General features: G+C 66.2%; 11 protein-coding genes, 3 rRNA genes and 2 pseudogenes. 12 read left to right on the plus strand and 4 right to left on the minus strand.

What is annotated here, in order from left to right:
* Window positions 1-54: 54 nt before the first annotated feature.
* Together C4B68_RS31450 and C4B68_RS31455 are read right to left on the minus strand one after the other, a co-directional pair.
* On the minus strand, window positions 55-588 hold the full coding sequence (locus tag C4B68_RS31450; RefSeq protein ID WP_099504694.1) for a YbhB/YbcL family Raf kinase inhibitor-like protein: 534 nt from the start codon (window positions 586-588) through the stop codon (window positions 55-57).
* A 260-nt stretch (window positions 589-848) separates the two neighbouring features.
* Window positions 849-1,634: a sporulation protein gene (locus C4B68_RS31455; RefSeq protein WP_099504695.1), complete on the minus strand. Its 786-nt coding sequence runs from the start codon at window positions 1,632-1,634 to the stop codon at window positions 849-851.
* A gap of 188 nt (window positions 1,635-1,822) precedes the next feature.
* On the opposite strand from C4B68_RS31455, the pseudogene C4B68_RS31460 reads away from it, so the two are divergent.
* The 8 genes and pseudogenes from C4B68_RS31460 to C4B68_RS42550 form a co-directional block, all read left to right on the plus strand.
* Window positions 1,823-2,080 (plus strand): annotated as a pseudogene (locus C4B68_RS31460) (DNA-3-methyladenine glycosylase); the annotation flags it as partial.
* A 14-nt stretch (window positions 2,081-2,094) separates the two neighbouring features.
* Window positions 2,095-2,706 carry a DNA-3-methyladenine glycosylase gene (locus C4B68_RS31465; protein ID WP_099504697.1) on the plus strand — a complete coding sequence of 204 codons (612 nt, stop codon included), beginning with the start codon at window positions 2,095-2,097 and terminating at the stop codon, window positions 2,704-2,706.
* A 494-nt stretch (window positions 2,707-3,200) separates the two neighbouring features.
* Window positions 3,201-3,595 (plus strand): annotated as a pseudogene (locus C4B68_RS31475) (DNA-3-methyladenine glycosylase); the annotation flags it as partial.
* A 560-nt stretch (window positions 3,596-4,155) separates the two neighbouring features.
* Window positions 4,156-5,681, plus strand: a 16S ribosomal RNA gene (locus C4B68_RS31480).
* A 319-nt stretch (window positions 5,682-6,000) separates the two neighbouring features.
* Window positions 6,001-9,118 (plus strand): 23S ribosomal RNA (locus C4B68_RS31485).
* 137 nt (window positions 9,119-9,255) lie between these two features.
* Window positions 9,256-9,372, plus strand: a 5S ribosomal RNA gene (gene rrf / locus C4B68_RS31490).
* The 16S, 23S and 5S rRNA genes sit together here, the layout of an rRNA operon.
* A gap of 182 nt (window positions 9,373-9,554) precedes the next feature.
* Entirely contained in the window at window positions 9,555-10,730 is a 1,176-nt protein-coding gene (locus C4B68_RS42545) for a hypothetical protein (protein ID WP_206337144.1), read from the plus strand.
* Window positions 10,622-11,461 carry a tetratricopeptide repeat protein gene (locus C4B68_RS42550; protein WP_240634760.1) on the plus strand — a complete coding sequence of 280 codons (840 nt, stop codon included), beginning with the start codon at window positions 10,622-10,624 and terminating at the stop codon, window positions 11,459-11,461. The genes C4B68_RS42545 and C4B68_RS42550 overlap by 109 nt, the downstream gene beginning before the upstream one ends.
* A gap of 67 nt (window positions 11,462-11,528) precedes the next feature.
* On the opposite strand, the gene C4B68_RS31505 is transcribed toward C4B68_RS42550, so the two are convergent.
* Window positions 11,529-12,818 carry a DUF1015 domain-containing protein gene (locus C4B68_RS31505; RefSeq protein WP_099502909.1) on the minus strand — a complete coding sequence of 430 codons (1,290 nt, stop codon included), beginning with the start codon at window positions 12,816-12,818 and terminating at the stop codon, window positions 11,529-11,531.
* 91 nt (window positions 12,819-12,909) lie between these two features.
* On the opposite strand from C4B68_RS31505, the gene C4B68_RS31510 reads away from it, so the two are divergent.
* From C4B68_RS31510 to C4B68_RS31525, 4 genes are all read left to right on the plus strand, one after another.
* The gene (locus tag C4B68_RS31510) at window positions 12,910-13,938 is read left to right on the plus strand and encodes an HAD hydrolase-like protein (RefSeq protein WP_099502911.1); all 1,029 of its coding nucleotides are present in this window, start codon (window positions 12,910-12,912) and stop codon (window positions 13,936-13,938) included.
* Between the two features lie 499 nt (window positions 13,939-14,437).
* A complete protein-coding gene (locus C4B68_RS31515; RefSeq protein WP_099502913.1) occupies window positions 14,438-15,481 on the plus strand; it encodes a FecCD family ABC transporter permease in 1,044 nt (347 codons plus the stop codon).
* 110 nt (window positions 15,482-15,591) lie between these two features.
* A complete protein-coding gene (locus tag C4B68_RS31520; protein WP_240634761.1) occupies window positions 15,592-16,593 on the plus strand; it encodes a FecCD family ABC transporter permease in 1,002 nt (333 codons plus the stop codon).
* 23 nt (window positions 16,594-16,616) lie between these two features.
* Window positions 16,617-17,438, plus strand: coding sequence for an ABC transporter ATP-binding protein (locus tag C4B68_RS31525; protein ID WP_240634537.1), 822 nt, complete (start codon window positions 16,617-16,619; stop codon window positions 17,436-17,438).
* Here the strand turns inward: C4B68_RS31525 and C4B68_RS31530 are convergent.
* Window positions 17,422-17,769, minus strand: a complete 348-nt coding sequence (locus C4B68_RS31530; protein ID WP_099502919.1) for an SCP2 sterol-binding domain-containing protein — start codon at window positions 17,767-17,769, stop codon at window positions 17,422-17,424. The genes C4B68_RS31525 and C4B68_RS31530 overlap by 17 nt on opposite strands.
* Window positions 17,770-17,912 lie beyond the last annotated feature (143 nt).

Raw genomic sequence — 17,912 nt, forward strand, 5'->3', positions numbered from 1 at the left:
GTTCGGTGAACGTCAGTCTTCAGTGCTTCACGCGGGAGCCCCGCGCAGGATCTCTTACGCGGGAGCGGCATACTCACCGATCAGCTGGGCGCGCGCCAGCGTGTGGAACCGCAGATTGAAACCCACGACGGCGGGCGACACATCCGCGTCCGGACCGAGCTTCTCCTGATCCACGGCGTACACCGTGAAGACGTACCGGTGCGCCGGATCCCCGGCCGGCGGCGCGGCGCCACCGAAGTCCTTCGAGCCGTAGTCGTTGCGCACCTGGACCGCGACCTCGGGCAGCCCCTCAAACTTGCCGCTGCCCGCTCCCGTCGGCAATTTCGTCACCGACACCGGAATGTCGAACACGACCCAGTGCCAGAATCCACTCCCCGTCGGTGCGTCCGGATCGAAGCACGTCACGGCGAAGCTCTTGGTCTCCGGCGGAAAGCCCTCCCAGCTCAGCTGGGGCGAGGTGTTCCCGGCCGCGTAGACCTGGGCGTCCTTCAGCGTCGCGCCCGGCTCGACGTCCTCGCTCGTGACCGTGAACGACGGCACGGGCGGATGGAAGTCATGCGGGAGCGGCGGCCTCTTGAGCTCGGTCACGTCAGCACCTCCTGAACGGCGGAATCTCTCGTGCCGAGCCTAGGGCCTGTCCGGCGGAGCAGGTCGCAGAGAAGCAACGGCACCTCATAGACGCTGGTGAGCGGGGCTTGGTGGTGCAGCTGCTAGGCGGAGGAGGGAGTCGACGCGATGGGGGTCCCCCCGCGCGAGCGCATTCGAGCGTGGGGAGTCGGCGAGTGACGACAAAGCCGCAGATGGGCGTGCCAAGCCCCGCGTCTGCGGCATGATCCGCCGGACAGGCCCTAGAACCAGCTGCGCTTGCTGCCGACCTCGGACAGCCACTGGTTCAGGTACGCCGTCCAGTCCGTGCTCTGGTAGTCGTGCAGCCCCACCTGGAAGCACCGGTACGAGTCGCTGCCCTCACTGAAGAGGCCCGGCTTCTTGTCCATCTCCAGGACGACGTCCATCGCCTGGTCGCCCGCGACGAAGCTCAACTCCACCTGGTTCAGTCCGCGGTACTGCGACGGCGGGAAGAACTCGATCTCCTGGTAGAACGGCAGCTTCTGACGCGTATCCCGAATGCGGCCGCGCTCCATGTCCGCGTTCTTGAAGCGGAAGCCCAGCTGGATGAAGGCGTTCAGAATCGCCTGCTGCGCCGGCAGCGGGTGCACATTGATCGGGTCCAGGTCACCCGAGTCGACGGCGCGCGCGATCTCCAGCTCCGTCGTCACGCCGATGTGCATCCCGCGCAGGGCCTGCCCGTCGATCGTGGTGATCGGCGTCTCCCACGGGATCTCCAGCCCGAACGGCACCGCGTGCACCGCACCGGCCTGCAGCTCGAAGGCGCCACCGAGCCGCAGCTTCGTGAACTCGATGTCCTGCCTGAGCTCCTGGCCGTCCTGTCCCTCGACCTCGACCTTGGCCTGCAGACCGACCGACAGACCCTCGATGGCCTGGTCCACCGACCCGCCCTGGATCCGCACCTCACCCTGGACGACACCGCCCGGAACGGTGTTGACCTCGGTCAGCACCGTCTCGACCGAAGCCCCACCGGCTCCCAGGCTCGCGAGCAGCCGCTTGAACCCCATGTCACTTCCTCCCCAGGCAACGCCTGTTTCCATCTGCCGTGTCCGACTGGATCCCTTGATCCTTAGAAACGCGATCCGACCCCGGCCGGTTCCGCGTCCTCACCTTTCCAAGGGAGAGGACCCCTGACCACCCCACCGACACGTATCCGTCCAGAGCACTCCGGACTACTGGACTAGGCTCGTACGCCATGATCGCGGCCCCTGACCGTACGCCACTGGCGCGAGAGTTCTGCGACCGCCCCGTATTGGAGGTCGCCCCCGACCTCCTGGGGCGCCTCCTCGTGCGCACCACCCCTGAGAGGCCGATCGAACTCCGCATCACGGAGGTCGAGGCGTACGACGGCCCTAACGACCCCGGCTCGCACGCCTATCGCGGCCGCACGACCCGCAACGAGGTGATGTTCGGTCCGCCCGGCCATGTGTACGTCTACTTCACCTACGGCATGTCAAGGCGGTCAGCATGAACATTGTGGATCTTGCTCACCCCGCTGAAGAAGTCGCCCCCAAGCTGCTCGGTGCCATCCTCACCCACGAGACCCCCGAGGGAACCGTGAGCATCACCATCACGGAGACCGAGGCGTACTCCGGTACGGCCGACCCCGCCTCCCACGCCTACCGAGGCAGGACACCCCGAAACGCCGTCATGTTCGGACCCGCAGGACACCTGTACGTCTACCGGTCTCACGGTCTCCACTGGTGCGCCAACATCGTCACCGGGGCAGACGGTATCGCTACAGCTGTCCTCATCCGGGCAGGCAGGGTCATCGAAGGGGAAGACCTGGCACGCAAGCGGCGGGGGGGCAAGGTCGAGAGTCCACGTCTCGCGCGGGGTCCGGGGAACTTCTGCCAAGCGCTCGGCATCACGGCAGAGCACAACGGCATAGACCTACTGACAGGCGCCTCGGTCACGCTGTCCGAGGGTGAGCCAGTACCCGCCGCACTCATCCGTGTTGGTCCTCGGGTAGGCGTGAGCAAAGCCCACGACTGGCAGCACCGCTTCTACCTCGCCGGTGATCCAACGGTCTCGGCGTACCGACTGAGCCCAAGAGTCAAGCCGTCCGCCGGAGCCTGAGCCGCTGTGCGCCTCGCTCGCGGCTCGCCGGTGAGCCAGCGTGGAAAGTTAAGGTCCGCAGCTGCCTAATCGCTCGCGAGCGTGGCGCGTGACGCGTTCCTGGCCGCTATTTAGCCTCCAGTGCAGTGCGGCCCCGAAGGGGCCGACTGAGGAAAGCAGTTTGGATCTCCGCCAGGGCGGTACGCCTCTCGGATGTGGCCACCTCCTCGGCCAGTAGCTCGGCCTCGCGCTCCTCGTCTGCGGCATACGGGGCCGGAGCCTGGTTCCACTCCTCGGCCCTGTCGATGACCTTCCGGACCACGAAGGAGTCAAGGGGGTCTGCCGGGCATGTGATGCACCGGCCACCTGAGCAGGTGTAGATCCTGTATCGCTCGCCGGCCTTGGATTCCTCGCTCCTCGGGGTCGGGCTGAGCCTGGCGTAGATGATCGCTCGCACTGCCTGTCTCTCCTGCTCGTCGTCGCCTCGCCGATGATGCGACGACGTACATGCTCAGTACGTTACCTACGGCATGTGGCACTGCATGAACCTGGTGTGGAGGGCAGCGCCAGCGCGGTGCTGCTGCTGGCTGGCGAGGTCACCAAGGGCGCCGAACTGGCTCGCAAACGTCGACTTTCGGCCCGAAGTGACAAGGAACTGGCCAAAGGGCCCGCGCGCCTCGCCATGGCCCTCGGGGTGGACCGGTCGCTCGACGGCACGGACGCCTGCGCCCCCGAAGGCTCCCCACTGACCCTCCTGACGGGCACCCCCGTCCACTCCGACCAGGTACGCAGCGGTCCCCGCACCGGAGTGTCCGGCGACGGAGGCATCCATCCATGGCGCTTCTGGATCGCCAACGACCCCACGGTGAGCCCTTATCGGGCCCATACTCCACGCCGTCGCTCAACTTGACGCGTCCCTGGGGTGTCCGTAATGTAGCCCGAGCCGCTTGAACCGGGTACGGCGTTCAGCCAGCAGCCGGAAGTGGCCAACCCACTACCTACGACTCCCTCTCGGCGGGGGCGAATTCGGCGTGTCTCCATGCCTTAATTCGAACTCGCGGAACTCGATTATGAGTTGCGGAGGGAATCGGCTAACGTAGTGAATGTCGAAAGGTCGCGAGACGAAAGCACTCAAAGCCTCAGACAAATCCCGCCCGACAGGGAATCGGACACGAAAGAGTCTGATAGAGTCGGAAACGCAAGACCGAAGGGAAGCGCCCGGAGGAAAGCCTGAGAGAGTCTGCTCGGGTGAGTACAAAGGAAGCGTCCGTTCCTTGAGAACTCAACAGCGTGCCAAAAATCAACGCCAGATATGTTGATACCCCGTCTCCGGCCGATCGGCTGGGGCGAGGTTCCTTTGAAAAAGTCCTGCCCTTCGGGGTGGGCGCACAGCGAGGACGCTGTGAACGATCGGTCTTATTCCGGCTGATCGTTCCGCTCTCGTGGTGTCGTCCCGATTACGGGAAAACATTCACGGAGAGTTTGATCCTGGCTCAGGACGAACGCTGGCGGCGTGCTTAACACATGCAAGTCGAACGATGAAGCCCTTCGGGGTGGATTAGTGGCGAACGGGTGAGTAACACGTGGGCAATCTGCCCTTCACTCTGGGACAAGCCCTGGAAACGGGGTCTAATACCGGATACGACCCGGGAGCGCATGCTCCTGGGTGGAAAGCTCCGGCGGTGAAGGATGAGCCCGCGGCCTATCAGCTTGTTGGTGAGGTAGTGGCTCACCAAGGCGACGACGGGTAGCCGGCCTGAGAGGGCGACCGGCCACACTGGGACTGAGACACGGCCCAGACTCCTACGGGAGGCAGCAGTGGGGAATATTGCACAATGGGCGAAAGCCTGATGCAGCGACGCCGCGTGAGGGATGACGGCCTTCGGGTTGTAAACCTCTTTCAGCAGGGAAGAAGCGAAAGTGACGGTACCTGCAGAAGAAGCGCCGGCTAACTACGTGCCAGCAGCCGCGGTAATACGTAGGGCGCAAGCGTTGTCCGGAATTATTGGGCGTAAAGAGCTCGTAGGCGGCTTGTCGCGTCGGTTGTGAAAGCCCGGGGCTTAACCCCGGGTCTGCAGTCGATACGGGCAGGCTAGAGTGTGGTAGGGGAGATCGGAATTCCTGGTGTAGCGGTGAAATGCGCAGATATCAGGAGGAACACCGGTGGCGAAGGCGGATCTCTGGGCCATTACTGACGCTGAGGAGCGAAAGCGTGGGGAGCGAACAGGATTAGATACCCTGGTAGTCCACGCCGTAAACGGTGGGCACTAGGTGTTGGCGACATTCCACGTCGTCGGTGCCGCAGCTAACGCATTAAGTGCCCCGCCTGGGGAGTACGGCCGCAAGGCTAAAACTCAAAGGAATTGACGGGGGCCCGCACAAGCAGCGGAGCATGTGGCTTAATTCGACGCAACGCGAAGAACCTTACCAAGGCTTGACATACACCGGAAACATCCAGAGATGGGTGCCCCCTTGTGGTCGGTGTACAGGTGGTGCATGGCTGTCGTCAGCTCGTGTCGTGAGATGTTGGGTTAAGTCCCGCAACGAGCGCAACCCTTGTTCTGTGTTGCCAGCATGCCCTTCGGGGTGATGGGGACTCACAGGAGACTGCCGGGGTCAACTCGGAGGAAGGTGGGGACGACGTCAAGTCATCATGCCCCTTATGTCTTGGGCTGCACACGTGCTACAATGGCAGGTACAATGAGCTGCGAAGCCGCGAGGCGGAGCGAATCTCAAAAAGCCTGTCTCAGTTCGGATTGGGGTCTGCAACTCGACCCCATGAAGTCGGAGTTGCTAGTAATCGCAGATCAGCATTGCTGCGGTGAATACGTTCCCGGGCCTTGTACACACCGCCCGTCACGTCACGAAAGTCGGTAACACCCGAAGCCGGTGGCCCAACCCCTTGTGGGAGGGAGCTGTCGAAGGTGGGACTGGCGATTGGGACGAAGTCGTAACAAGGTAGCCGTACCGGAAGGTGCGGCTGGATCACCTCCTTTCTAAGGAGCACTTCTCACCAACGACCTTCGGGGACTTGGTCAGAGGCCAGTACATCGGCGAACGTCCGATGCTGGTTGCTCATGGGTGGAACGTTGATTATTCGGCACGATCCAGGATGGATCAGGCGCTAGTACTGCCCCTCGGGGCGTGGAACGCTGATCTGGTCAGCTGATCGTGTCGGGCACGCTGTTGGGTGTCTGAGGGTACGGCCGAATGTGGCTGCCTTCAGTGCCGGCCCCAGTGCACTCGGACTACTGGTTCGGGGTGATGGGTGGTTGGTCGTTGTTTGAGAACTGCACAGTGGACGCGAGCATCTGTGGCCAAGTTTTTAAGGGCGCACGGTGGATGCCTTGGCACCAGGAACCGATGAAGGACGTGGGAGGCCACGATAGTCCCCGGGGAGTCGTCAACCAGGCTTTGATCCGGGGGTTTCCGAATGGGGAAACCCGGCAGTCGTCATGGGCTGTCACCCGCTGCTGAACACATAGGCAGTGTGGAGGGAACGCGGGGAAGTGAAACATCTCAGTACCCGCAGGAAGAGAAAACAACCGTGATTCCGGGAGTAGTGGCGAGCGAAACTGGATGAGGCCAAACCTCAAGTGTGTGAGACCCGGCAGGGGTTGCGCTTGGGGGGTTGTGGGATCTCTCTTCTGTTGTCTGCCGGCGACAGGACGAGTCAGAAACCGTTGATGTAGGCGAAGGACATGCGAAAGGTCCGGCGTAGAGGGTAAGACCCCCGTAGTCGAAACGTCAGCGGCTCGTTTGAGAGACACCCAAGTAGCACGGGGCCCGAGAAATCCCGTGTGAATCTGGCGGGACCACCCGCTAAGCCTAAATATTCCCTGGTGACCGATAGCGGATAGTACCGTGAGGGAATGGTGAAAAGTACCGCGGGAGCGGAGTGAAATAGTACCTGAAACCGTGTGCCTACAAGCCGTGGGAGCGTCGGAACGTGCTTGCACGTTCTCGTGACTGCGTGCCTTTTGAAGAATGAGCCTGCGAGTTTGCGGTGTGTTGCGAGGTTAACCCGTGTGGGGAAGCCGTAGCGAAAGCGAGTCCGAATAGGGCGGTTTAGTAGCGCGCTCAAGACCCGAAGCGGAGTGATCTAGCCATGGGCAGGTTGAAGCGGCTGTAAGAGGTCGTGGAGGACCGAACCCACCAGGGTTGAAAACCTGGGGGATGACCTGTGGTTAGGGGTGAAAGGCCAATCAAACTCCGTGATAGCTGGTTCTCCCCGAAATGCATTTAGGTGCAGCGTCGTGTGTTTCTTGCCGGAGGTAGAGCACTGGATAGGCGATGGGCCCTACCGGGTTACTGACCTTAACCAAACTCCGAATGCCGGTAAGTGAGAGCGCGGCAGTGAGACTGTGGGGGATAAGCTCCATGGTCGAGAGGGAAACAGCCCAGAGCATCGACTAAGGCCCCTAAGCGTACGCTAAGTGGGAAAGGATGTGGAGTCGCAGAGACAACCAGGAGGTTGGCTTAGAAGCAGCCACCCTTGAAAGAGTGCGTAATAGCTCACTGGTCTAGTGATTCCGCGCCGACAATGTAGCGGGGCTCAAGCGTACCGCCGAAGTCGTGTCATTGCAGCAATACTCCCAACGGAGGCTGTGATGGGTAGGGGAGCGTCGTGTGCCGGGTGAAGCCGCGCCGGAAGGCAGTGGTGGACGGTTCACGAGTGAGAATGCAGGCATGAGTAGCGATACACACGTGAGAAACGTGTGCGCCGATTGACTAAGGGTTCCTGGGTCAAGCTGATCTGCCCAGGGTAAGTCGGGACCTAAGGCGAGGCCGACAGGCGTAGTCGATGGATAACCGGTTGATATTCCGGTACCCGCTGTGAAGCGTCAAACATCGAATCCAGTGATGCTAAGCCCGTGAAGCCGTTCCGGACCCTTCGGGGAAAGGAAAGTGGTGGAGCCGGTGACCCGAGCTGGTAGTAGGTGAGTGATGGGGTGACGCAGGAAGGTAGTCCATCCCGGGCGGTGGTTGTCCCGGGGTAAGGGTGTAGGACGTCAGGTAGGTAAATCCGCCTGGCAATTGTCTGAGACCTGATGCCGAGCCGATTGTGGTGAAGTGGATGATCCTATGCTGTCGAGAAAAGCCTCTAGCGAGTTTCATGGCGGCCCGTACCCTAAACCGACTCAGGTGGTCAGGTAGAGAATACCGAGGCGTTCGGGTGAACTATGGTTAAGGAACTCGGCAAAATGCCCCCGTAACTTCGGGAGAAGGGGGGCCATCACTGGTGAGGGGACGTGCTCCTCGAGCTGGGGGTGGCCGCAGAGACCAGCGAGAAGCGACTGTTTACTAAAAACACAGGTCCGTGCGAAGCCGTAAGGCGATGTATACGGACTGACGCCTGCCCGGTGCTGGAACGTTAAGGGGACCGGTTAGTCAGGATTCGTCTTGGCGAAGCTGAGAACTTAAGCGCCAGTAAACGGCGGTGGTAACTATAACCATCCTAAGGTAGCGAAATTCCTTGTCGGGTAAGTTCCGACCTGCACGAATGGCGTAACGACTTCTCGACTGTCTCAACCATAGGCCCGGTGAAATTGCACTACGAGTAAAGATGCTCGTTTCGCGCAGCAGGACGGAAAGACCCCGGGACCTTTACTACAGTTTGATATTGGTGTTCGGTTCGGCTTGTGTAGGATAGCTGGGAGACTGTGAAGCAGGCACGCCAGTGTTTGTGGAGTCGTCGTTGAAATACCAGTCTGGTCGTGCTGGATGTCTAACCTGGGTCCGTGATCCGGATCAGGGACAGTGTCTGATGGGTAGTTTAACTGGGGCGGTTGCCTCCCAAAGGGTAACGGAGGCGCCCAAAGGTTCCCTCAGCCTGGTTGGCAATCAGGTGTTGAGTGTAAGTGCACAAGGGAGCTTGACTGTGAGACCGACGGGTCGAGCAGGGACGAAAGTCGGGACTAGTGATCCGGCGGTGGCTTGTGGAAGCGCCGTCGCTCAACGGATAAAAGGTACCCCGGGGATAACAGGCTGATCTTCCCCAAGAGTCCATATCGACGGGATGGTTTGGCACCTCGATGTCGGCTCGTCGCATCCTGGGGCTGGAGTCGGTCCCAAGGGTTGGGCTGTTCGCCCATTAAAGCGGTACGCGAGCTGGGTTTAGAACGTCGTGAGACAGTTCGGTCCCTATCCGCTGTGCGCGTAGGAGTCTTGAGAAGGGCTGTCCCTAGTACGAGAGGACCGGGACGGACGAACCTCTGGTGTGCCAGTTGTCCTGCCAAGGGCATGGCTGGTTGGCTACGTTCGGGAGGGATAACCGCTGAAAGCATCTAAGCGGGAAGCCTGCTTCGAGATGAGGACTCCCACCCCCTTGAGGGGTTAAGGCTCCCAGTAGACGACTGGGTTGATAGGCCAGATCTGGAAGCGCCGTAAGGTGTGGAGGTGACTGGTACTAATAGGCCGAGGGCTTGTCCTCAGTTGCTCGCGTCCACTGTGTTGTTCCCAGATAACGAACGGTTGTGCTGGCTGAACAGTTCCACTTACTTAATTGAAGAGTGTGCTTGTTCGCTGCCCGTTCAAGACCCCGCTTTATAGCGGGGTGTCTGAAAGGGTTTCGGTGGTCATAGCGTGAGGGAAACGCCCGGTTACATTTCGAACCCGGAAGCTAAGCCTTACAGCGCCGATGGTACTGCAGGGGGGACCCTGTGGGAGAGTAGGACGCCGCCGAACAATCTTTGGAGGACCCCTGGTCCCAGCGACTCGCTGGGACCAGGGGTCCTTTTTTGTTTTGCCGATGCGCGCCGGGTACTCGGCTGCGCGAGAATGACTTGCGGTACCGAAGACAGGAGTCACCATGTCCACCAACTCTCCCGACGAGCGACCGGAGCGCGATCAGCGCCGCCGGGACAGTGGTGACCGCGGCGGCTACCGCGGGGGCCCGCGTCGCGACGGCGACCGTGGCGGCTACGGCCGGCGCGACGACCGCCGTGATGACCGGCGCGACGACCGGCGCGACGCTGATCGAGGCGGTGACCGCGGTGGTTTCCGTCGCGACGACAGCCGCCGTGATGACAGCCGTGGTGGCGGCTTCCGCGGCCGTGATGACCGGCGTGAGGGCGATCGCGGCGGTCGCCCGGCGTTCCGTCGCGACGACCGGCCCAGCGGTCCGCGTCGTGATGACCGTGACCGTGGCTTCCGACGCGACGGAGGCGACCGTCCGGCCTTCCGCCGTGACGACCGCGGTGAGCGTCGCGATGACGACCCTGGCGGTTTCCGTCGTGACGACCACCGTGGTGGTGGCGGGTTCCGCCGTGAGGACCGGCGTGACGATCGCCGGGGCGATGACCGTGGTGGTTTCCGTCGGGACGACCGTCGTGACAGTGGCGATCGCGGCGGCTTCCGCCGCGACGACCGTAGCTTCCGTCGTGACGACCGCCCCAGCGGCCCGCGTCGTGATGACGACCGTGGTGGTTTCCGTCGGGATGACCACCGTGGTGGTGGCGGGTTCCGCCGTGACGACAGGCGTGATGACCGGCGTGATGACCGGCGTGACGATCGTCGGGGCGATGACCGTGGCGGGTTCCGCCGTGACGACAGGCGTGACGACCGGCGTGACGATCGCCGGGGCGATGACCGTGGTGGTTTCCGTCGGGACGACCGTCGTGACAGCGGTGACCGTGGCGGCTTCCGCCGCGACGACCGCGGCGGCGACTTCCGCCGCGACGACCGCCGCGAAGGCGACCGCCCGTCCTACCGTCGCGACGACAGGCGTGACGATCGGCGCGATGACCGCCGGGACGACAGCCGGGGCGGCGGTTTCCGTGGCCGCGAAGACCGTGGACGCGGTGGTCCGCGGCGTGACGACAGGGGCGGGCGCCCCGGTGGCTTCCGCGGCCGCGACGACCGTAGGGGCGACGACCGGCGCGGTGGCGGCCGTTTCCGGGACGAGCGGGACCGTGACCGTGAGCCGATCAAGCGGCTGCCGATCCCGGATGACGTCACGGGCGAGGAGATCGACAAGGACGTACGGCAGGAGCTCCAGAGCCTGCCCAAGGGGCTTGCCGAGGATGTCTCGCGGAACCTGGTGATGGTCGCCCGGCTCATCGACGAGGACCCCGAGGGCGCGTACGCGTACTCGAAGATCGCCCTGCGTCTGGCGTCGCGCGTCGCCGCCGTACGCGAGGCGGCCGGTTTCGCCGCGTACGCGAACCAGAAGTACAGCGAGGCGCTCGCCGAGTTCCGGGCCGCGCGCCGCATGACCGGCAGCGTCGAGCTGTGGCCCGTCATGGCGGACTGCGAGCGCGGTCTGGGCCGACCCGAGAAGGCGCTGGACATGGCCGGTGCGCCCGAGGTGCAGAAGCTGGACAAGGCCAGTCAGGTCGAGATGCGGCTCGTTGCCGCCGGTGCGCGGCGGGACATGGGGCAGCTGGAGGCCGCCATCGTGACGCTCCAGAGCCCGGAGCTAGCCTCGAACTCCGTACAGCCTTGGACCGCGCGCCTGCGGTACGCGTACGCCGACGCCCTCCTCGCCGCCGGCCGGGAGGACGAGGCACGTGAGTGGTTCGCGAAGGCCGTCGAGTCCGACAAGGAGGGCAGCACGGACGCCTCCGACCGGCTCGCCGAGCTGGACGGCGTCGAGTTCGTCGACGCGCTGGTCGAGGACGGGGCCGAAACGGAGACCGAGCCCGAGACCAAGGTCGCGGACGAGGACGAACACGTGGACGTGGTCGAAGACGCAGACGTGGTCGAGGAGCCGAAGTCCGCGCAGGCCCCGGTCGACGGGGAGGACGGCTCTGAGGACGACGCTCCGCGGAGCTGACGCCAGGCGTACCGAGAAACGCACGGGCGGCGGGATTCCGGAAGGAGTCCCGCCGCCCGTGGGCGTTTCAGAGGGCGCGCAGTACCAGCCCCGTCGCCGGCTTCGGGCCGAACGACGTCGACTTGCGGGGCATCGTGACCCCCTGGCGGGCGAGGTCGCGTACGACCTCCTCGCGGACCGGGTGCATCAGGACCGCCGTACCGCCGTCGCGCTCCGCCTTCTCGACCGTTGCGTGCGTGTCGTGGATGTACGCGATGTGCGCGGGCGAGTCGTCCGGGATGCCCCAGACGTGGTCGAGGAGGGTGGCGTGCAGGACCGTCGCGTCCAGGGTTCGCCACGCCTGGGGGCGGTCGGCCGGGATCGTACGGGCGAGGAGGTCCGGGGATGGGCGGTCGACCAGGTGGAAGGCGCCGTCGCCGGCAAGGAGGAAGGCGTTGCCGTCGGCGGCCGCTACGGAGAGGGCCTCCAGGGCCTTTGCCAGGGGGACGTCGAGGTGGCGTACGCGGAAGGAGTCCCCGAGGGCGGCCAGCGCTTCGGTGACCGGCAGGCCGTGCAGCAGGCGGTGGATCGCGCGGACGCGGAGCGGATAGCGCACGGTGTCCACCAGGAGGACCAGGCCGTAGTCCCAGGGGCTGGGGGAGGGGTGCTCCGCGCGTAGACGCAGATACGTCGCCCAGCGGTGGTGGCCGTCGGCGATGAGGGCTTGGCGGTGGCGGAGATCTGTCTGGATCTCCGCCAGCTCGGCCGGATCGGTGATGGCCCACAGGCGGTGGTTGAAGCCGTCCTCCGTGGTGGTCGACAGCAGCGGAGGGCGCTGGGCGGCGCGTTCGACGACGGCGGCCGTGCCGTACCGGGAACCGTTGCCGCGGTAGGTCAGCAGCAGGGGTTCGAGGTTGGCGGACGTGGCGCGCATCAGGCCCGCCCGGTCCGCGATGATGTGCGGCATCACGTCCTCGTGCGGGAGGACGACGCAGTCCGACGGCTCCGACAGGCGCAGGGCGCCGATGACGCCGCGCTGCAGCATGCCGCCGCCGTCGCGCTGTTCGTACACGTACAGGCCCGGCTCGGGGTCGGTCGTCAGGACGCCCTCGGACAGCCAGCGGTGCAGGGTCTCGGCCGCCTGTTGGTTGCGGGCGGTGGGCGTGCCGTCCTGGGGGAGGATCAGCCGGACGATGTTGTGCGGGTCGGCGGACTCGAGCTCGAGCAAGCCGTCGGGCCGTACGACTACGTCGTACGGCGGGGATGTCACGGCGGCCAGGCTGCCGACCCGGTCGGGGTCGTAGCGCAGGCCCCGGAACGGGGTCAGCTCGAGGCCGCTGCGCGCCGGGTTCTCCTCCGCGGGACCTGCATAGTTCATTGAGGCATCGTATGTGTGTCAGTGGCATGGATGCGTGTCAGTGGCATGCGCGATGATCGGGTGAAACAGATCGAACGAGGAGCGATGTGCAATGAGCCGGACCGTCAGGACGCGGCCCGCGGGCAGTGGCCAGGCCCTGAGCGAGGCGTACGACACGGCGCTGCTCGATCTGGACGGGGTGGTGTACGCGGGGGGCATTGCGATCGCGTACGCCGTGGAGTCCCTCGGCGTCGCCCGCTCGGGTGGGATGCATCTCGCCTACGTCACGAACAACGCGCTGCGCACGCCGGACACCGTGGCCGAGCACCTCACGGAGCTGGGGATACCGACGGGGGCCTCGGACGTCATCACCTCGGCGCAGGCCGCGGCACGGCTCATCAGTGAGCAGGTGCCCGCCGGCGCGCGCGTGCTGGTCATCGGCGGCGACGGGCTGCGTGTCGCGCTGCGAGAGCGCGGGCTCGAACCGGTCGAGTCGGCGGACGACGATCCGGCGGCGGTCGTCCAGGGGTTCGGCGGTGCCGACCTGACCTGGGGGCGCTTCGCGGAGGCGTGCTACGCCATCGCGCGCGGGGTGCCGTGGTTCGCGTCCAACACCGACCTGACGATCCCGAGCGCGCGCGGAATCGCGCCGGGGAACGGCGCGGCGGTGGAGGTCGTACGGATCGCCACGGGCGCCGAGCCGCAGGTGGCGGGCAAGCCGCTGCCCCCGATGCACCGCGAGACGATCCTGCGGACCGGGGCCGAGCGCCCGCTGGCGGTCGGTGACCGGCTGGACACGGACATCGAGGGCGCGTTCAACGGCGAGGTGGACTCGCTGCTCGTGCTCACCGGGGTGACCGATGGAGCGCAGCTGCTCGCCGCGCCGCCCCAGCACCGGCCGACGTACGTCGATGCCGATCTGCGCGGTCTGCTGACCGGGCAGCCGGAGGTCGCCGAGGCGGGCGACGGGTTCTGGTGCGGCGGCTGGACGGCGACGGCAGGCCCTGAGCGGCTGGAGCTGGAGGGCGACGGCGAGGCCCTCGACGGGCTGCGGGCGCTCTGCGCTGCGGCGTGGACGGCGGCCGGGGACGGGGTGTGCCAGCTGGACGGGGAGAAGGCACTGGCACGGCTGGGGCTTTGAGCCCCCTGGGCGTTGGCGGGGGGACCGGGCAGCCGGGCACGCGGAGATCCGGGCTCCCAGACGTCAGCAGGACACCGGGGTAAGCGGGGCCTCGGGGCGTGGTGGGGTGACCACCGGGCAGACGGGGACCGGGGCGCCCGGATGTCTGCTGGAGGCCGGGCAATTGGGGCCCGGGTTGTGGTGGGGTGACCACCGGGGTATCCGGGGACCGGGGCGCCCGGATGTCTGCTGGAGGCCGGGCAATTGGGGCCCGGGTTGTGGTGGGGTGACCACCGGGGTATCCGGGGACCGGGGCCCCCGGATGTCCGCTGGAGGCCGGGGGATCGGGCCTCGGGTTGTGGTGGGGTGACCACCGGGGTATCCGGGGCCCGGGGCGCCCGGATGTCCGCAGGAGGCCGGGCAATTGGGTCGTGGTGGAGTGACCAGCGGGGCAGACGGGCGGTCTGTTCGTGGGCATGCGGGACCGAGGGGACGTGCGAGGGTAGGCTAACCTAACCTCGTGTTGGTCGACAGTCCTCCCGAACAGCGCGCGGAGACCGCCCCCGCGCCCCCAACCCGCCGGGCGATACGTGCCTTTGGGCTCCTCGCGTCCCTGGGTGTCCTGGTCCTCGTCGCGCTGGCGAGCATCGCGATCGGCGCGAAATCGCTGCCGCTGGACCAGGTCTGGCACGGCCTGTTCCACGACTCGGGGACGTACGCCGACGTCGTGGTCGCCGACCGGCTCTCCCGCACCGTTCTCGGGCTGCTGGTCGGCACCGCGCTCGGGTTGTCCGGGGCCGTCCTCCAGGCGCTCACCCGCAACCCGCTGGCCGATCCGGGACTGCTCGGCATCAACGCGGGCGCGTCCGCCGCGGTCGTCACCGCCATCACGTACTTCGGCGTCACGAGTCTGAGCGGCTACGTCTGGTTCGCCTTCTTCGGCGCGGCCGCGGTCGGCGCGCTGGTCTGGTTCCTGGGCGGCAGCCGGGGCGCGACACCGGTGCGGCTCGCGCTCGCGGGCACCGCGATCTCAGCGGCCCTCTACGGCTATCTGCAGGCCGTGATGATCATGGACAACGCCGCACTCGGCAAGATGCGCTTCTGGACGGTCGGTTCGCTGGCCTCGGCCACCGACACGACCATCAAGCAGGTACTGCCGTTCCTGGCGGTCGGCACGATCGTCGCGCTGGCCCTCGCCCGGCCGCTGAACGCGGTGGCCATGGGCGACGACACCGCCCGCGCGCTCGGCGCCAACCTGAACCGCACCCGCGCGCTGTCCATGGCGGCCGCCACCGTGCTGTGCGGCGCCGCGACCGCCGCGTGCGGGCCGTTCGTGTTCGTCGGGCTGATGGTCCCGCACGTCGTGCGCTCCTTCACCGGGCCCGACCTGCGCTGGATCCTGCCGTACGCCGCCGTTCTGTCGCCCGTGCTGTTGCTCGGCGCCGATGTCGTCGGGCGGATGGTCGCCCGGCCCGCGGAGCTGCAGGTCGGCATCGTCACCGCGGTCCTGGGCGGCCCGGTCTTCATCTATCTCGTACGACGGCGGAGGACGGCGCAGCTGTGACGACCACACGGACGACCACAGACAAGACGCCCACGGACAAGACGCCCTCAGGCAAGACGCCCACAGACAGGCCGACTCCCGCCGTCCGGGCGGTCCGTACGCCTGGCGGGCTGTCGGTCCGGCTCGACGTCCGGGCCCTCATCGTCGTCCTGCTGCTGCTGGTGGCCGTGCTCGCCGCGAGCGTGGTGCTGATCGGCACCGGCGACTTCCCGATCTCCGCCGTCGACGTCCTCAAGATGCTGGTCGGCAACGGCAGCGAGGGCGAGGAGTTCATCGTCCACGACCTGCGGCTGCCGCGGGTCCTCGTCGGTCTGCTGGTGGGAGCCTCGCTGGGGCTCGGCGGGGCGCTCTTCCAGTCCATCTCCCGCAATCCCCTGGGCAGCCCGGACGTCCTCGGGCTCGGGCAGGGCTCGACGGCCGGCGCGCTCATCATGATCGTACTGTTCTCCGGGAGCGCAAACCAGGTTGCCCTCGGGGCGCTCGTCGGCGGTCTCGTGACCGGGCTCGCCATCTATCTGCTCGCGTGGAAGCGGGGAGTGCACGGTTATCGACTGGTCCTGGTCGGTATCGGTGTCGCCGCGATCGCCACGGCGATCAATGGCTATCTGCTCACCAAGGCCGACATCGTCGACGCGGCCCGCGCCGTCGTCTGGATGACCGGTTCCCTCAACGGCCGTGACTGGCACCAGGTCTGGCCCCTGCTCATCATGTGCGCCGTGCTCGTACCGCTCGTCCTGGCCAACGCGCGGGGGCTGCGCATGATGGAGATGGGCGACGACGTGTCGTACGCCCTCGGTGTGCGTGTCGAGCGGACGCGGCTGCTGCTGATGCTGTGCGCCGTGCTGCTCACCGCGGGCGCCACGGCCGCCGCGGGCCCGGTCGGCTTCGTGGCGCTCACCGCGCCGCAGCTCGCGCGGCGGCTGACCCGGTCGCCCGGACCGAACCTGGTGCCGTCGATGTGCATGGGCGCGACCCTGCTGATCGTCGCGGACTGGGCCTCACAGCGGGCCTTCGGCGCCGACCAGTTGCCCGTCGGCGTCGTGACCGGCGTCCTGGGCGGGGTCTATTTGCTGTGGCTCCTTGTCACCGAGCGCAAGGCAGGCCGGATTTGAACACCAAGAGGAGCGCAACGACTGTGAACCGCCTGTCCGCCGACAACGTCACCCTCGGCTACGACCAGCGCGTCATCGCGGAGAAGCTGTCGGTGGAGATACCCGACAACTCCTTCACCGTGATCGTCGGCCCGAACGCCTGCGGAAAGTCCACGCTGCTGCGCGCCCTTTCGCGGATGCTGAAGCCTTCCGAGGGCCGGGTGCTCCTGGACGGACAGGTCATCCAGTCGATGCCCGCGAAGAAGGTGGCCCGCACGCTCGGGCTGCTGCCGCAGTCGTCGATCGCGCCGGACGGGATCACCGTCGGCGACCTGGTCGGCCGGGGCCGCTATCCGCACCAGGGGCTGCTGCGCCAGTGGTCGACGGAGGACGAGCGGGTCGTTCAGGAGTCGATGGCCTCGACCGGGGTCGCCGAGCTCGCCGATCGCCATGTCGACGAACTCTCCGGCGGCCAGCGTCAGCGCGTCTGGATCGCCATGGCGCTCGCCCAGCAGACCCCGCTGCTGCTCCTCGACGAGCCGACCACCTACCTCGACATCCAGCACCAGATCGACGTACTCGACCTGTGCGCCGAGCTCCACGAGGAGCAGGGCCGCACCCTGGTCGCCGTACTCCACGACCTCAACCACGCGGCCCGGTACGCCACCCACCTCATCGCCCTGCGCGACGGCGAGGTCATCGCCGAGGGCGCGCCGAACGACATCGTCACGGCCGAACTGGTCGAGCGGGTATTCGGGCTGCGCTGCCAGGTCATCGACGACCCGGAGACGGGGACGCCGCTGGTGGTGCCGGCGGCGCGCAGGGCCCGGGTGACCGCTACGGCGGCGGCTACAGAAGGGTTCTGAGCCGGAACAGGTCGCGCAGACCCGCCTCCAGCTTCACCCGGCCCGAGCCCCAGGCCTTCGCGAAGTTCAGCTCGCCGTTCACCATGGAAACCAGGTCGTCGCCGTTCATGGTGAGACGGATCGCGGCCTTCTCACGGGGCGGGCCCTGGAGCGTGTCGAGCACCTCGATCCGGCCGTCCTTGAGGCGGCCCACGAAGGTGATGTCGAGGTCGGTTATACGGCAGCTCAGCGAGCGGTCCAGGGCCGCCGCGCTGCGTACGTCCCCCTCGGCGCCCGCCAGGTTGTCCGAAAGCTTGTCGAGTGCGGTGCGGCACTCCTCAATCGTCGCCATCGTGATCGACGGTACCCCAGCGCTTCGCGGTAGCGTCGGGGCATGAGCGACTCATTGCCGGACCTGGACACGGAGCCGGACAGCGGGCTCCCGGCCGGACGTGGGCCGGACGGTGAGCCGGATGCCGGACTCGCGACCGGACC

The organism is Streptomyces dengpaensis (assembly GCF_002946835.1).
GTDB lineage: Bacteria > Actinomycetota > Actinomycetes > Streptomycetales > Streptomycetaceae > Streptomyces > Streptomyces dengpaensis.

Excerpts from the sequence above, each read along its gene's own strand:
- C4B68_RS31455 (WP_099504695.1), bottom strand. The coding sequence starts at position 1,634 with ATGGGGTTCAAGCGGCTGCTCGCGAGCCTGGGAGCCGGTGGGGCTTCG.
- C4B68_RS31465 (WP_099504697.1), top strand. The coding sequence starts at position 2,095 with ATGAACATTGTGGATCTTGCTCACCCCGCTGAAGAAGTCGCCCCCAAG.
- C4B68_RS31505 (WP_099502909.1), bottom strand. The coding sequence starts at position 12,818 with ATGAACTATGCAGGTCCCGCGGAGGAGAACCCGGCGCGCAGCGGCCTC.
- C4B68_RS31510 (WP_099502911.1), top strand. The coding sequence starts at position 12,910 with ATGAGCCGGACCGTCAGGACGCGGCCCGCGGGCAGTGGCCAGGCCCTG.
- C4B68_RS31530 (WP_099502919.1), bottom strand. The coding sequence starts at position 17,769 with ATGGCGACGATTGAGGAGTGCCGCACCGCACTCGACAAGCTTTCGGAC.